The following is a 15,514-nucleotide window of genomic DNA, read 5'->3' on the forward strand; positions in this document are numbered from 1 at the left end:
CCTCACTTTAGATTTTGCCACAACCACCGACTATTCATTTCGGCTATATTGGTCATTGTGATTCCTTGAGGGCAGACCACTTCACAGGCACCGGTGGCAGAGCAGGAACCAAAGCCTTCCATATCCATTTGAGCAACCATGTTTTTGACACGATTGGAGGCTTCTGGTTTGCCTTGGGGAAGCATGGACAAATGATTCACTTTGGCGGAGGTAAACAACATCGCGCTGGCATTTTTGCAAGTGGCCACACAAGCACCACAACCGATGCAGGCCGCGGCATCAAATGCTTTCTCGGCAAGTTCATGATTGATCAAGAGCGTATTGGCCTCAGCCGCTTGGCCTGTATTGACACCAATATAACCGCCTGCCTGAATGATTCTGTCAAATGCCGAACGGTCGATCACAAGGTCTTTTTTGATCGGAAAAGCTCCTGCACGAAAAGGCTCTAAATATAAGGTTTGCCCATCTTGGAAACTGCGTAAATGGGTCTGGCAGGTAGTCGTCCCCTTGTTGGGACTGTGAACGTCACCATTGATGACAAAGCCGCATTGGCCACAAATCCCTTCCCGGCAATCGCTTTCAAAGGCAACTGGATTGCCTCCGGATTTGATGATCTTGGTATTGAGATGATCGAGCATTTCCGGCACGGACATGTGTTCATCCAAATCGTCCAGTGTGTGTCCTTCAAAATAACCTTTTATGTTTGGTCCAGCTTGTCGCCAAATATGTAGTTCAAGTTTCATGGTTTCGTTGTTTTATAGCACTTACTTGTAACTGCGGCTTTTTAACTCCACGAATTCAAAATTCAAATGCTCTTTGTGCAATGCATATTGGTTGTCGCCCTTGTATTCCCAAGCGCTTACATATTTGAAATCCTCGTCATTGCGCAAGGCTTCTCCGTCTTCTGTCTGGTATTCTTGTCTAAAATGCGCGCCACAGGATTCTTTTCGCTGCAGAGCATCTTCAACGATAAGGATCGCCATTTCCAGATAGTCTTCTACGCGAACCGCTTTTTCCAATTCAAAGTTGATTTCTGATGCGTTTCCAGGAATAAGCAATTCTTTCTGAAAACGTTTTTGGAGTGCAAGTAAGGCTTCCCGGGCTGCTTCCATGTCGGTTTGGTTGCGGGAAAGGCCACATTTTACATAGAGTATTTGTCCAAGTTCTTTGTGGAACTCTTCAGCAGTGGTGTTTCCTTTGATTTTCAGTAGATGTTCAAGTCGTTTGCTCACTTCGGCTTTGGAAAGGGCTGCGGCGGCTTCCCATGTGGCATCTTTTTTGGATTTTGCGGAGCCTACTTCTGCCAAGTAATCCATCACGGTACTGGGGGCGATAAAATAACCATCCACACAGGATTGCAATAAACTGTTTGCGCCCAATCGATTGGCGCCATGATCGGAAAAATTGGCTTCACCCAACACAAAAAGTCCGGGCAAATTGCTCATTAATCGGTAATCCACCCAAAGACCCCCCATGCTAAAATGCGCTGCCGGAGCGATCATCATGGGTTCTTTGTATGCGTTCATTCCGGTGATTTTTTGATACATGTCAAAGAGATTGCCATAGCGTTGTGCAATGGCTGGTTGTCCATCGCGATTGAGGGCATCTTTGAAATCGAGGTACACGGCATTTTTCATGGGGCCCACGCCATGACCTGCATCAATCCGTTCCTTGGCGGCACGGGAGGAGATGTCGCGCGGTGCCAAATTCCCAAAAGAGGGATATCGCCGCTCCAGATAATAATCGCGCTCGGCTTCTGGAATATCCTTAGGCGCACGTTTTTCATTCACCAATTTTGGCACCCAAATCCTGCCGTCATTCCGCAACGATTCACTCATCAAGGTAAGTTTGCTTTGGTAATCTCCGAGTTGGGGTAGGGATGTGGGATGAAACTGGGTCCAGCTTGGTGCCGCCATAAAGGCACCTTTGCGGTGCGCGCGCCAAATGGCCGTGGCATTGCAATTCATGGCAAGCGTGCTCAAATAATAAATTTTCCCATATCCACCTGTTGCCAATAGGAGCGCATCGCAATGATGGGAGGTCAGTTCTCCCGTGTCCAGATTGCGAATGGTCACTCCTTTTGCTTCCCCGTTGAGGGTAATGACATCCAGCATTTCGTGGCGTGTGTGGAGGGTGAGGTTGCTGCCCGCATTTTGGCGCATCAATGCCTGATAAGCACCGAGCAAAAGTTGCTGCCCCGTTTGACCCCGTGCGTAAAACGTTCGGCTTACCTGAACGCCACCAAAAGATCGGTTGCTCAGATAGCCACTGTATTCCCGCGCAAAAGGGACGCCTTGTGCAACTGCCTGATCGATCAATGCCATGCTGCATTCTGCCAAGCGGTACACATTGGCTTCCCGTGCCCTGAAATCGCCGCCTTTGAGCGTGTCATAAAACATGCGCCACACGCTGTCGCCATCGTTTTTGTAATCTTTGGCTGCATTTACACCGCCTTGGGCTGCCACGGAATGCGCCCTTCTGGCAGAATCATGAAAGGTAAATACTTCTACCTGAAAACCCAGTTCCGCCAGACTTGCCGCAGACGAAGCACCGGCCAAGCCTGTACCCACCACAATAATCTTGTAATTTCTGCGGTTTGCTGGGTTGATCAACTGGGCATGGGCCTTATATTTTTGCCACTTATCTTCAAGTGGGCCATCTGGAATTCTGGAGTCAAGCATGTCCTCAAGTTATTCAAAATATGCTTGCCCTGAGTCATGATCCCGCGAAAAAATTGAAACACACTCCTTATTTTTTAATTTTCAGGAAAGTGCATTTTCAAATAGCTTCTACGGTTTCCATGGATGTGGTTTTGAATAAAACCATTGATTCGATTTGGCGGGTTTTGCGGTTATAGATTGCCTCTTCTTTTAAGCAAAAGGAATTATTTTCCTTCCTGCATGATTTCCCCAACCAATTCGTAGGATCTCAATCGATCGGCGCTGTCATAAATATTGGTGCTGACCATGATTTCATCGACTTCGGTTTGCTTGATGAATCTTTCGAGGTCTGTTTTGACGGTCGCTTTGCTTCCCACAAAGGTACAGGCCATCATATTTTGGATTGCGGCAGCTTCGTCACGGCTCCAAATGTTGTCCATGCTTTTTACAGGTTTTTTGAGCGGGTAGGATTTTCCGCGGATGATGCCCAAAGCCATCTGGTAAAAGGAGGTGGCCATGCTGTTGGCTTTCTCATCGGTATCGCCGGCGATGACATTGATACAGGAAATCACGTAAGGTTTTGCCAGATATTTGGAAGGCTTAAAATTAGCCTTGTAATGTCTGATGGCTTGCAAGAAATAGGTCGGTGCAAAATGACTGGCAAAAGCGTAAGGCAATCCCTTTTCAGCAGCCAAGATTGCGCTGCTCATGCTTGATCCCAGCAGATAAATCGGGACGTCCAAGCCCTCAGCAGGAAAAGCGCGAACTTTGGAATCCATATTGTCGTCTGAAAAATACAATTGGAGTTGGTCCAGATCCTGGGGGAAGTCCTGCACGGTTTCCACTCGGCCTCTTCTCAGTGCTCGGGCAGTGGTCTGATCGGTCCCCGGAGCGCGTCCCAAACCCAGGTCGATTCGTCCCGGGAAAAGTGTCTCCAAGGTGCCAAATTGCTCAGCCACCATCAGTGGACTGTGGTTGGGCAGCATGATGCCTCCCGATCCCAATCGGATTTTGGAGGTTCCATTGGCGAGGTAACCGATCAAGAGGGCAGGGGAGGAACTTCCCACGCTTGCCATATTGTGGTGTTCGGCCAGCCAAAATCGGGTATATCCCCATTTTTCGGCATGTCGGGCAAGGTCAAGACTTCGGTCGTAAGCATCTTTGGCATCTTCACTTTCTCGGAGGATGGCCAATTCCAATACAGAATAGGGGATATTTATTGTCAAAACTTTTGTTTTTTTGATGGGCTTGTTGGAAAAACAGCCAAATTTTTGGAATCGTTCCTAAGCCAAAAAAGCTACCGCCAATATGCTGCTGGAGAATCGGATAGGATTTAGGGATCACAAATCGATTTGCGGTATACCGGCTATTTTATCTGTTCATTCCATGCGCCCTCTGGAATTTTTTCCATTGCTAGGGTAAGAAGTTTTGATTTCCTTCATTTTTGGCTATGGCGACATTTTGCCAAGGATAATCAGTGGAGGGAATTCAAATTCAATATAATATTCTGAAAATTTTTTCCGAAATCTTTATTTTCATTCCCCTAAAAAAACATCTGAAAAATCATTACTTTTCAGATTGAATCAAGCCTATTTTAGTTTTCGAAAATTGAATCAGGGAAAACTCAATAGGCTTGTGAAAGATCACCCATCTTCATTTCTAAAGCTACGCCTAAATTGAACACCCGTAATACACAGGTTTTGACCAGATTCAATGTTAGCCTGTTGTGGTTGCTGGTTTTTTTTCCTGTAGCCACCTTATTGGCCAACGATATTCAGGGATTATATCCCATGGACAGCAGTCTCCTGGAAACCTTTTTGCAAGAAAAAAATTATGTAGTGGAAACCTGGGATAACTCCAACGGTCTTCCGCAGAATGCAGTCTATGCCATGGGGAAAGACAATACCGGTTTTTTGTGGCTGGCCACAGAAGAAGGTTTGACAAGATTGGACGGTTCTTCTGCAAAGGTGTTTGACCAGGAAAATAATCCTCAAATGCTTGAACAGACCTATTACACCTTCTTCAAAACCAAAAGTGGAATCTGGGCCTCGGGAGACCGGAGCATTGCTCTTTTGGAAAAGAACATCCAGAAGGTGGTGGATTGTGCCCACATTACCGAAAATTCCTGGATCAGAGGCATTTCGGAAGATGAAAGGGGGAATATTTGGATCAGCAACAGGGAGGGGCAAATTCACTTGTGGAAGGATGGGGTTTTTGAAGAATTGGATTATTGGAAACCAGAGGGTCCCTTAGAAATGTTAAGCCTTTTTCATTTGGGGAATTCCCAGATGATTGCGGGCACGACCAAAGGATTATATATCATCAATTACGTGACCGAAACCGTTCGATTGATCTCATCGGAGGATTTTATCGGAAACAGGATATTCGGAACGCCTGAAAATGTTTTTATCGCGAACCCTGAAAATGGGATTTATCGGTTGGGGAAGGATTTCAATCTTCAGCTCGAAAATGCGATCACCGAGCTCAGAGACTTGAATTTAAGCAGTCTGACCACTGATTCTTCCAATCGGATTTGGGCAAGCTCTACTGAAAAAGGACTTATCATGATAGAAAACGGTAAAGTCAACCGCTTTTATTATCCAGAAATCAATAATTACCCAGTCCGAAAACTGATTCACGAAAAGGATATCCTTTATCTAGGGACGCATGGAAAAGGCTTGGTTGTAATCAAGCCTGCCAAAGTAAAACAGCCTAACCATCCGGAACTTCAGCAAAAAAACATCAAGGCAATTTTCTCTTCTGATGAACAAAGCATTTGGGTAGGCACCAAATCAGAAGGGGTTTACCGAATAAAAAACAGAAAAATCACCTCCATATCCACCTCAGATGGATTGATACAAAACGGTGTCAACACCATAGGAGCGAACAAAAACCAATTGTATGTAGGGTCAACTTCAGGTATATCGGTAATTGATGTTGTTTCAGAAAAGGTGATCAATCAAATCACGCAGGATGATGGATTGGCAAGCAATTATGTCAATGCGATCTTAGGGGATTCTGAGGCTCGGGTATGGATACTTACCCGATATGGTGGGCTGCATTATTTGGATCAAAAGCAGCAGCTTCAAAAAGTTGAACTCCCTGCGAAGTTTTCCAATACCAATTTCATCGGAATTATGGAATTGAAAAACAAGGATATTTTGATCGGCTCCATTGGACAGGGTGTTTTCCGGTTGGTGGATGGGAAATTTGCAGAAAACCTGATACTTCCATTGGCTCCGGGAGAAAACGTCATTTATTGCATGGTTGAAGATCAAGATGGGGACCTTTGGTTCGGTAGCCATGGGGGAATTGTCCTTTACTCGAAAGGAGAATTTAAAAGGATTAAAAAATCACAGGGTTTGAAATCACAAAGTGTTTTCAGCATGACCAGAGATGAAAGGAACGGAATGTGGATTAGCAATAACTTTGGTGTCCAGTATATCTCTCCTCAAGAACTCAAAAGATTCAAAGAAAGTCAGGACGAAGATTTTTTCATATCATCCATCTTGTACGATCAAAGCCAAGGAATGCCGAATGCCGAGACCAACGGATTAATTTCCCCTTCAGCCCTTAAAGACGCTACCGGAAAAATCTGGATTCCGACCGTTGAAGGTGTTGGGATCATTGATCCTTCGGAGATTATATTGGAAAAGCAACCCATAAACTTTCAATGGGATGAATTGGTATATGGAGAAAAAAAAATCCCTATAGACAAGAAAATATTGATACCTGCAGGGGAAAATATGTTTCAGGTTTCCTTCAACTGCATTGATTTCCAAAATCCACACCAGTATACGCTCTTCTACCGAATAGGTGGGGAAAACAATGCTTGGTTACCTGTAAAGAACCAAAGGCAATTCTTCTTTAACGGGCTTAAACCAGGCAACTATCTTCTCGAAATCCAAGTTCTGAAATATGGAAAAATTGAATCTATCCAATCCATACCGATTGAAGTAGAAGCCTTCTTTTTTGAAACTAAAAGTTTTAAAATTCTTTCTCTTGTATTTCTCTGTTTATTGACCTACTTTATAGTTAAATATTACTTAAATATAAAAATGAAGATTGATTTAGAAACACAGGTAAATCAAAGGACATTGGAGCTCAGGGATACGAATCATCAGCTGAAACAAGCTGTCCGGGAAATAGAAACTCAAAACACCACACTCAAAGAAATTACTTGGAATCAATCGCACTTGGTCAGGGCTCCTCTCACCAAAGCGATGGGTATCAATCAGCTGTTGATCAATTATCCCAAGTATGCCCAAATTGGAAAAAGCCGGGAGGAACTGGAGAAGGAAATGCTCACGGCACTGCAGCAGCTTGATGCCATTGTGAGGGAAACGCATAGGAAATCAGAAAATCTGGGAGAGGACTGATGCCGACAAAACCGATAGTGTACATCATAGACGATGATCCGGGAGTGGTGTTCCTCCATGAGATCATCATACAGGAAACCAAACTGACAGACCATCCTGAAAGCTACACCGATGCAAAAAAAGCATTGGACGCCATTCTTTTAAATGACCGGACCGATTTAAAGCTTCTGATTTTTCTGGACATCAATATGCCTAAAATGAATGGCTGGGAATTTTTAAATGAATTGAATTTGAAAATTAAGAAGGCAGATATCAAAGTCGTGATGGTGACTTCTTCTCTGAGCAGGATCGACAGGGAAAAGTGTAAAAATTATCCTATTGTAATTGATTTTTGGGAAAAACCGATCAGCGAAGACCAAGCGATCCTTCTTCAGGAAAGATATTCAGATTGGTTTGGGACGACCTCTTAAATTTTTGTTGTTCCGCCTGTTTTTTGTCCTCTCCTATATTTTTTTGATATCAAAAGGAGCCAAAGAGGCTCTGAAATCCCGAAAAATCCCAATCCCCTTTTTTGTTCTTAGGAAGGTTCTTCTAAAATGTTTTTCACCCGGCCAACTTCCCCACTTTCCAGTTGGACTTTAATGCCATGTGGATGGAAACTTACCTTGGTGAGGATCCGCTTTATCTGACCCTGTGTAAGTTCCCCCGTTCGCTGATGTTCTTTTTTTACAATTTCCACTTCCTGTCCAATGTTGATGTCTTTTCTGTTTTTTCCGTCCATGTTGCAAATATAAGGGAATGCCCGGAAAATGAGGGAAAAAGGAGCCCATTGCACTGCCATCAGCTTCTGGCTGTATTTAAATTCATGACAAGCCTCCGGAATTCCTCCCTTTGTTTTGGCTTCAGCTACTTCCAATACCAGTTGATTGAAGGAGGAATTTGAGTGTCCATAAATCTTAAAACAGAATTTTATTTCTATGAAAAATAATGGGTCCCGGACCTTCCTTTTTTTTTTCATCACTCGGATTACATTGACAATTAGCGAAGTACCAGCCAAGTTTTACCCCATTTTTTGTGGTATATCCGTAGGTTCATCGCCTTTGATTTTTGAATTTGGGAAGAACACCCTTTTCGGATTTTTCTTCAGTTCGGCCATCACCGCTTCAAATAGTTTATTCTTGACCCTGCCTGAATTTTTTGGTTCCACCAAGTAGCGCACAGTCACTTGTATCCATGTGTTGGGATTTGCTGATAAAATAACAGAAGGATATTCATTTACGTCCAGTTCATCCACCGGGGTGTCGGCCAATATTTTCTTAAAACGCTTTACCCGTCTTACCATGGCTTCACCGATTTCTTTTTCGACAACACTTTTCACGGTATCGGTGGTAAATTTAAAATCACTTTCATAGGATATAAAAAAACTAAGTTCATTCCAAATGAAAGGAAATAAAGGCCATGAGTAATTGTATACATATTCACTGAATACTTTTGAGTTGGCAAATCTTATGATGCGTCCGCTGGGATGGTCGCCTGATAAATAATCGCCGTTAAATTCCCAAAGGGTGGTATCAAGGTAGCCAACATTGATGATGTCGCCGAAGACACTGCCAATCCGTATGCGGTCACCGACTTCGTAAGGCTTACGGGTAAGAATGTAAATCCATCCAAAAAAACTGGTAATCAGGTTTTGTAAGGCAAAGCCAAGGATTAGGGAGACAATCCCAAATGAAACCATGGCGGCATACCAGTTCGCAAAGAGCAGCGAGAGGACAATCACGAGGATCAGCAGACCGGCAAACAAGTCTGCAATCCGGTTGAAATTAAATACAGTGGTTTTATTTTCAATTTTGCGGTCAAATACTTTTTTCAAAAGCCTTGTTGCCATCAACACCAAAGAGATCAACATGATGGCAAGGACAATTTTTTGTGCCAGCGGAATATACATGCTGGAAATGGGCAAACTTTTCCAGCCCAAAAGATAATAAAGCGCACCACAGACTAAAAAGATGATGGCGGTGATTCCCACCAATGGAGCTTCTTTCTCTAAAGCATCAACGCTGTCTTTTTGGACAACAATTGAGTTTTCGATCAGGGCTCTTTGTACCTTCTCATCCTTTTTTATGTCTTCTATTTCTTTGTCTTCTATATGTTCTGAACTTTCCATACTTCTTGTCCAATTTGTCGGATGTAATCTTAGTTAAATTTGTTAACTATTTTCTGATATTCTGCCAGTTTTTTGGCTTGGATCCCTAGCCAATTGGCTATGCCAATCTAAAAATTTTTCATCTGGAATCATCTGGTTATCGGTAAGTAATCTTGACCCTAAAGCAAAGACCAATTTTTTTAAAACTTTCGCTCTTAATTTTTTGCAAAGGATTGTTGGGCTTATTTGCCATTTTGAGTCACATCAATTGGAACCAATATTTCAATTTAAATAAGAACCAAAAGGGTCTGCCGGGCAATAAATCCGGCTTCTGGCTTCATTTCCAAACCCTGTGCCATATGGGCTGGGATCTTTCCTTCATTTGTGGTTTCTACCGAAATTGAATGGCTAACGGCAGAGAGGATTAGGATTTTTTTGCATCAAAATCACTCTTCCTTCTCATACGCAATTTCTTTAAAAATGTATCGCTCGTCAAAATTCACTTCAAACTTTTCTAAAAAATCGCGATACTCATCCATGAAACTCTTTTTTCCATGATGTTTTTCCTGATTTTTGATGTAATCAATTACCCGATCCACATGCGACTTGCTGTATGAAAATGCTCCGTAACCTGCTTGCCACGAAAACTTCCCCGTGACAAAACCTTTTTGGCTAATCCATTTGAACTGTCTCCTTTTATGTCCTGCATCAAATCGGAAACTGATTGGGTAGGTCTCATGCCAATTCATATATGGACATGATCAGGTATTCCGTTTATTGCCAATACTTTATGATCATGATTTCGGATACTTCCTATCATATATTTATACAATTTTTCCTTCCATGATTTTCTTATGACCCCGTCTCTATTTTGTACTGCAAAAATCATCTGAACATGAATTTGAGTGTAGGTATTGGCCATGATGCATCAATTTTCTCAGTTATCGGTACTACTCAACTCAATAGACTCTGCATTTCAACCCACATCTATCAATTAAAAAATAAAATAAGCGGTGGAAAAATCATCCCAGATCCATCCTATTCAAACAAAAAAGCCCGCCCCCAAATCAGGGGCAGGCTTCTTCAATACAATAAATTTATCAACCGAAAAAGCTACTCCATCTCCTCCTTTTCCTCCTCCAATCTTGCCTTCTTTTCCAAATGTGCTTTTCCATTAATACCAAAGACCACCTTATAAAGCAAGAATCCCGTGGTGCAGATGACCAGACCTTGGGTCAGGATCATCAATACCAATGCTTGTGTGTTCATCATGATGTGGTTCTCCCTTCTTTTTGACGTTTCTTTTGTGACAGGTATACAAGTAATGAAATAAACAAAAACAGCCCCACCAACAGTGTTCTTGCCAGATTGGAATAGAAGATCTTATTCTCGATTTCGAGTTTCAAGGAGCCGGGTAAGTCGAGCGCCAGCTGTTCCTTCAACCCAAAATGGGAGATTTGGCGGATGATCGAACTGTTGTCCAACTGCCATGCCTGACCTTCGCCCAGTCCCTGAAGGCTCAGCGCCCAGTCATTGTTTTCCGGTGTGATCAAAGCGCTCACAAAAACCAGCAGGAGCAACAAGGGCGTGACATATTTGATGATGAATTTGTAGAAATTCGGAATGTAGATATCCGAGCCTTCATTGATTTCCCGCCAACCTTTGTTGATCCCAAAAACCCAGGAAAACAGGATCGATTCCAGAAGTGCAAAAACGACCAAACTCACCGTTCCTGCCCAGTAATCGTATTCATCAAAAACACCATATTGGTAAAACAACACCGTCGGAAGTCCCATAACCAAAGCCAAGGCGCCAAAGGACCAAGCGCCCTGGTTCTTGTTCCAACCAAATTCGTCTTTCATAAATCCCATCCAAGGCGTGCCCATCGCGAGTGAGGAGGTGATACCCGCAAAAAACAACAAGCCAAACCAAAATACCCCCGCAAAGGCCGCTGCGATCTCGCCCCATTGCTGGAAGAGAAATGGCATGGTCTGGAAGGCCATCCCGAAACCTGCATTTTCCATCACCCAATCCAGTCCCAAATAGCCCGCCGCGATCGGGATTACTATGGAGCTTCCCAATACGACTTCCACAAATTCATTCATAAAACCCGCCGAAACGGCATTCAGTGCGATATCTTCCTTGGGTTTGATATAGGCGGCGTAGCATTGGATCGTGCCCATTCCCACGGATAGGGTAAAGAAAATCTGTCCCGCAGCGGCCAACCAGACCTTGGGATTGGTGAGGGAATCGAACTGGGGAGTCCAAAGGAAATTCAGTCCGTCCCAGGCACTGGCATCCGGAAATTGCTCGGATTGACCGGATTCTCCCAGGCTCAATCCCTTGATGGACAAGAGCACCCCAAATAGGATCAACAGGGGCATGCCGATTTTCGCCACCTTTTCTATCCCACCCAAGCCTTTGGAAAGGATAAATACATTCAGGGCCAGGACCAATACATAAAAGACCACTGCCTCGTAGGGAATGCCAAGGGTGGATTTGCCGATATCGATGTAATCCTCAAAAAACCGAGCCACTTCAGATTGGGACATTCCCTCGAAAGTGCCCAAGATCGAATGCAGCACATAGGACAGGGTCCAGGATTCGATATAGGTGTAGTACGCCACCACGGCCACATTGGTAAATATCCCGAAAACACCCACATACTTCCAGATTTTACCTTTCCCCATGCTGTCCATGATGTAGGGTGTACTGTGGTTATTGGATTTTCCGCCGTACCTGCCCGTGGACCATTCGATCAGGAGCAGTGGAATGCCCATGACCAAAAAACAGATCAGGTAGGGAATGATAAAGGCTCCGCCGCCATTTTGGACGGCTTGAACAGGGAAGCGGAGAAAATTCCCCAGCCCGACTGCATTTCCTGCCATTGCCAGGATCAACCCCAACCTGGAACCCCAGGCTTCTTTGACTATTGTATTGTCCTTCATTGAGTTTCAGTGCTTGATTAGGTACCGTGTTTTTATAGCAAGCGAAGTAGGATTTTTTGAAATGCATGTACCAAAGAAACCTTCATCCAATTGCATTGGAATAATATCGGGGATTTTGGGCGAGATGCTGAGGGAGAAATGCGGATTGAAAACCTGAACAGGATTCAATTCAAGGGGTTCAGAAGAAAAAATGGAAGGGGAAGAGGGTATTCAACCTCTGATCCGTGGAGAAATTTTCCCAATCGACCACGAGGGTAGAAGCGGAGGAGAACTGAATCAAATGATTGGGCTTTGGACCAAAGAGCTCAAATGCAGTAGGGTGGAATTGTTGTTTTCCGGCAAAATTAAACTGGCTATGACCCTGAAAAACCAATGGAGAATGCTGGTCAGCCCATTCCACAGCAGACAGTTCAGAAGCTGTCGGGCTAGACTGAACTTGGCAATTGCTGACATCCGGTATGGGGACCAAAAAAACACCAATCAACCATAGGAGGGAGATAAATAGGAAGGCTTTTTTCACGGTGTCGGAACTGAAAGGAAGCAAGCGTAGATGTCCATTTGAGGCAATAAGCTGCCAAATGTAAACCCTTTTTTGAGTGTTCAATATGGATTGGGAGAATTATTTTTTGAGGGTCTACAATGGGCCAAAAAGACAGCATTTGCTACTCGTGAATTTATAGGGATTCATTGTCGAAAATCCAATTTGGTTCTGTCAAATTTGCATTTGTTTAATGAGAAGAAAATTCCAAAATAATTTCAAACTAATTATTTCACCTTGATATAATATTAGTTCAAAATATTTATATGTTGCCCCATATTTATATTCAAAATTTTTATACCGTCAATGCGTGTTTTTAAAAAATTAATAGCATAAATTATTGTTTTGTCCGTTCTATTGCTGATTTCTTTGGATTCGATAGCAGGAAGATTTATTGTAGAAAGGCTTAAAAGTCCTTTTGCAACCCTCCTTTTGGAGGATGATCCCAAAGCAGAGTTTACATTTTCACCCGATATCAATTGTGCGGACAGCCCCATTAAATTCACTAATACATCCACGGGAATCGATTTGACATTTGAATTGGATTTTGGTGACAATAGCCCAAAATCAACAGAAAGGGATCCCAGTCATGTTTTTGCTTCGGCTGTAGGTTCGGGAACAAAAACATTTTCCGTGAAATTGACAGTGAAAAGTAACCAAGATCCAGGCAAAACCAATTGCCCGGCCCGATTATTACCCGTGGCCAACACAATTTGAATCTGATCCAATTCTTCCGTTTCTAGACCATTTATTGACAAAAATTCCCTCAGAAAGAGATGCCGATTGCGTAGGCTTTTCTTCAGGGAAGGACATTTTTTGAAACTGGTCATTTATTGGTAGCTCAATTCTCAAACCGGTACGGAAGCTATCCCCTGGCCATTTCCTCCAGAAACAAGGAACATTTTCTTGCGTTTATTTTCTCCCTCTCCGACTTCCGCGATGATACCACAAAAGAAACTGACAGCAATAAAGTGTAAACATGATCACATAGCCTTCAACACTTCGCTTTAATCAATTCCGCAGCGCCTTGGTGATTCCCATAATTTACCGAACATCATTTATTTTTTAATTTTATAAATATTTTTCATGAAGAAACAATCTTTAATATCATTGCCATTTTGGAATATAATCTTGGAAATCTGGACATTAATTTATGACTGATAAAAAATTTTATTTAAAACTTAGTTATTATTTTTTTGTTATTTTATAATCATTAAAAATATTTATAATGATTATATATATTTAAATTATTTAAATTATTTTGCTAAAAAAAGAAACCAAAGTTTTTCAATTCACGTAATGAATTGAAATAAAATATCTTTTATTAAAATTACGAAATGATGGGATAAATCAATTTTCATTAAAAATACAATTTATGTATATATGGGAACTAAAATAAAAATATATTGTATTTACATTTTACCAAATAAAATTTAGTCATTCACTTATTTTCGTAAAAAAATATAAAATCTATATTTACTATTTATGATTATTTATAACTGATTTTAAAGTGATTGGGCATTATAAATCTATTGTTAAAGTAATAAAAAAAGGACAAGCTGAACACCGTATTAAGAAGTAGGCACATTAAAATGAAGTACAATATGAATATGAAAAATTTAGTATTTGCAACCGTTATTACCGGATTGCTGGCAAGTTCCTGTACACAGGTAACAGACAAAGCCAAAGAAGAGGCTCAGAAAATGGTGTCACAAACCAATGAAAAAGTGCAAGAAGTCATTGACGAACTTGGCTTAGTCTATGTTGAGGAGGGAGCCCAAGACATCATCACCTACGATGAAGTGAATGCTGCACAAAAAGCTTGGTGCGATGCGTTGGTTAAAATCGGAAAACTAAAAGAAGAAGGTGGCGATTATAGATCTTTTGCAGAACAGGTACTTACAGATGCTTACAATTATGATAATGGCAAGGTCTTTTTTAAGCCAACTTTGGCCTTTGGGGACCAAACCTTCAGAAACGATAAAAAAGGTGCTTTGGCCTACTTCATTGGAGGTGATCTCGAATATCCAAACGATAAAGGATTTGCAATGGCCCCTTGGGTAAAGGCACGATATGACAATGCTGGAGAAAACAACGAAGGCATCCAAATTTATGGTTCTGTAGCCATTACCATGGGGAATGTATGGGTGACTGACAAAAATGGAAATGAAATAATGGTAGATAAAACTTGGGTCTTTAAAAAAGACAATGAAGGTAAACTTAGAATTATTGTTCACAAGTCCTCCTTGCCCTTTAGTCCAGCCAATTAAATCAAAAAAATGATCTCCGACTACAAGCACTTTTTCTTGTAGTCGGATTTTTTTGAGAAGCCGCAGAAGACAAAAAAACAACATTTTTCAGACAACAGGATTGTACTTACTACAATGAATCCCTTTTTTCAAAAAAAGGGATTTTTTTTGCTCCCTCCCATGTTTTTAAACTCAAAATAGTCATTATACTCCCTAGCCGTTTGAAACAGCAAAAAAATCAGGCTATTTATATAGCATATAGGTCCGATATGGTGCTGTGAAAAGCAGAATGCAAAGGCTGATTATTTGGTGATTTTGGTCTTGAGTAGGGAATGGAGAAGACGGGTTAAAGTGATGCGCATTGGTCTAAACACTATTGTATTGCTGAATTCCATAAATGCTGTTCAAAAGGCAGCAATTTACCCGAAGGGAAAATCTCTGAGGAATAAAGAAAAGCAGTCGAGCAGACCACTCTTAAAGACCGCCTTGCGACTATATCCACGGAACCCAAGCCTGGTATTGCCTAAAACACACTCAGATGCCTAATTTTTCCACCTATAATCTTTTGCATCGCGGGCGGGGCAAACAATATGGATTGAGTCGGATGGATATGTTTCTTAGGGATGCTTGCCAAGATCGATTTGATTATGGATA

General features: G+C 42.1%; 12 protein-coding genes and 1 pseudogene. 5 read left to right on the forward strand and 8 right to left on the reverse strand.

What is annotated here, in order from left to right; genetic code table 11:
* Nucleotides 1–2: 2 nt before the first annotated feature.
* The 3 genes from F824_RS0112070 to F824_RS0112085 form a co-directional block, all read right to left on the reverse strand.
* Nucleotides 3–743 carry a succinate dehydrogenase/fumarate reductase iron-sulfur subunit gene (locus F824_RS0112070; protein WP_026333675.1) on the reverse strand — a complete coding sequence of 247 codons (741 nt, stop codon included), beginning with the start codon at nt 741–743 and terminating at the stop codon, nt 3–5.
* 21 nt (nt 744–764) lie between these two features.
* Nucleotides 765–2,681: a fumarate reductase/succinate dehydrogenase flavoprotein subunit gene (locus tag F824_RS0112075; protein WP_019598155.1), complete on the reverse strand. Its 1,917-nt coding sequence runs from the start codon at nt 2,679–2,681 to the stop codon at nt 765–767.
* A 203-nt stretch (nt 2,682–2,884) separates the two neighbouring features.
* Nucleotides 2,885–3,880: an LLM class flavin-dependent oxidoreductase gene (locus tag F824_RS0112085; RefSeq protein WP_033405334.1), complete on the reverse strand. Its 996-nt coding sequence runs from the start codon at nt 3,878–3,880 to the stop codon at nt 2,885–2,887.
* A 456-nt stretch (nt 3,881–4,336) separates the two neighbouring features.
* Here F824_RS0112085 and F824_RS0112090 point away from each other — a divergent pair, with 456 nt between their 5' ends.
* Together F824_RS0112090 and F824_RS0112095 are read left to right on the forward strand one after the other, a co-directional pair.
* Complete coding sequence (locus F824_RS0112090; protein ID WP_019598158.1) at nt 4,337–7,039, forward strand: ligand-binding sensor domain-containing protein; 2,703 nt, start codon at nt 4,337–4,339, stop codon at nt 7,037–7,039.
* Nucleotides 7,039–7,449 carry a response regulator gene (locus F824_RS0112095; protein WP_019598159.1) on the forward strand — a complete coding sequence of 137 codons (411 nt, stop codon included), beginning with the start codon at nt 7,039–7,041 and terminating at the stop codon, nt 7,447–7,449. Before F824_RS0112090 ends, F824_RS0112095 begins: the two co-directional genes overlap by 1 nt.
* 107 nt (nt 7,450–7,556) lie before the next feature.
* Here the strand turns inward: F824_RS0112095 and F824_RS28240 are convergent, their stop codons facing one another.
* The 5 genes and pseudogenes from F824_RS28240 to F824_RS0112125 all read right to left on the reverse strand — a co-directional run bounded on the left by F824_RS28240 (nt 7,557) and on the right by F824_RS0112125 (nt 12,073).
* The gene (locus F824_RS28240) at nt 7,557–7,895 is read right to left on the reverse strand and encodes a YwbE family protein (protein WP_437438307.1); all 339 of its coding nucleotides are present in this window, start codon (nt 7,893–7,895) and stop codon (nt 7,557–7,559) included.
* 144 nt (nt 7,896–8,039) lie between these two features.
* Nucleotides 8,040–9,146, reverse strand: a complete 1,107-nt coding sequence (locus F824_RS0112105; protein ID WP_019598162.1) for a mechanosensitive ion channel family protein — start codon at nt 9,144–9,146, stop codon at nt 8,040–8,042.
* 425 nt (nt 9,147–9,571) lie between these two features.
* Nucleotides 9,572–10,047, reverse strand: a pseudogene (gene tnpA / locus F824_RS28245) (IS200/IS605 family transposase).
* A 191-nt stretch (nt 10,048–10,238) separates the two neighbouring features.
* Complete coding sequence (locus tag F824_RS27505) at nt 10,239–10,397, reverse strand: hypothetical protein (RefSeq protein WP_154654332.1); 159 nt, start codon at nt 10,395–10,397, stop codon at nt 10,239–10,241.
* Nucleotides 10,394–12,073: a sodium-dependent transporter gene (locus F824_RS0112125; protein WP_019598165.1), complete on the reverse strand. Its 1,680-nt coding sequence runs from the start codon at nt 12,071–12,073 to the stop codon at nt 10,394–10,396. Before F824_RS0112125 ends, F824_RS27505 begins: the two co-directional genes overlap by 4 nt.
* A 190-nt stretch (nt 12,074–12,263) precedes the next feature.
* Between F824_RS0112125 and F824_RS0112130 the strand changes: the two genes are divergently transcribed.
* The 3 genes from F824_RS0112130 (at nt 12,264) to F824_RS0112140 (ending at nt 14,881) form a co-directional block, all read left to right on the forward strand.
* Entirely contained in the window at nt 12,264–12,563 is a 300-nt protein-coding gene (locus F824_RS0112130; protein ID WP_019598166.1) for a hypothetical protein, read from the forward strand.
* A 393-nt stretch (nt 12,564–12,956) separates the two neighbouring features.
* On the forward strand, nt 12,957–13,328 hold the full coding sequence (locus tag F824_RS0112135) for a PKD domain-containing protein (protein WP_019598167.1): 372 nt from the start codon (nt 12,957–12,959) through the stop codon (nt 13,326–13,328).
* Between the two features lie 893 nt (nt 13,329–14,221).
* Nucleotides 14,222–14,881: a hypothetical protein gene (locus tag F824_RS0112140; protein WP_236613256.1), complete on the forward strand. Its 660-nt coding sequence runs from the start codon at nt 14,222–14,224 to the stop codon at nt 14,879–14,881.
* The last annotated feature ends 633 nt before the right edge of the window (nt 14,882–15,514 follow it).

This window comes from Rhodonellum psychrophilum GCM71 = DSM 17998 (assembly GCF_000381545.1).
Lineage (GTDB): Bacteria > Bacteroidota > Bacteroidia > Cytophagales > Cyclobacteriaceae > Rhodonellum > Rhodonellum psychrophilum.

Excerpts from the sequence above, each read along its gene's own strand:
- F824_RS0112070 (WP_026333675.1), bottom strand. The coding sequence starts at position 743 with ATGAAACTTGAACTACATATTTGGCGACAAGCTGGACCAAACATAAAA.
- F824_RS27505 (WP_154654332.1), bottom strand. The coding sequence starts at position 10,397 with ATGATGAACACACAAGCATTGGTATTGATGATCCTGACCCAAGGTCTG.
- F824_RS0112095 (WP_019598159.1), top strand. The coding sequence starts at position 7,039 with ATGCCGACAAAACCGATAGTGTACATCATAGACGATGATCCGGGAGTG.
- F824_RS0112125 (WP_019598165.1), bottom strand. The coding sequence starts at position 12,073 with ATGAAGGACAATACAATAGTCAAAGAAGCCTGGGGTTCCAGGTTGGGG.
- F824_RS0112075 (WP_019598155.1), bottom strand. The coding sequence starts at position 2,681 with ATGCTTGACTCCAGAATTCCAGATGGCCCACTTGAAGATAAGTGGCAA.
- F824_RS0112105 (WP_019598162.1), bottom strand. The coding sequence starts at position 9,146 with ATGGAAAGTTCAGAACATATAGAAGACAAAGAAATAGAAGACATAAAA.
- F824_RS0112130 (WP_019598166.1), top strand. The coding sequence starts at position 12,264 with ATGGAAGGGGAAGAGGGTATTCAACCTCTGATCCGTGGAGAAATTTTC.
- F824_RS0112140 (WP_236613256.1), top strand. The coding sequence starts at position 14,222 with ATGAAAAATTTAGTATTTGCAACCGTTATTACCGGATTGCTGGCAAGT.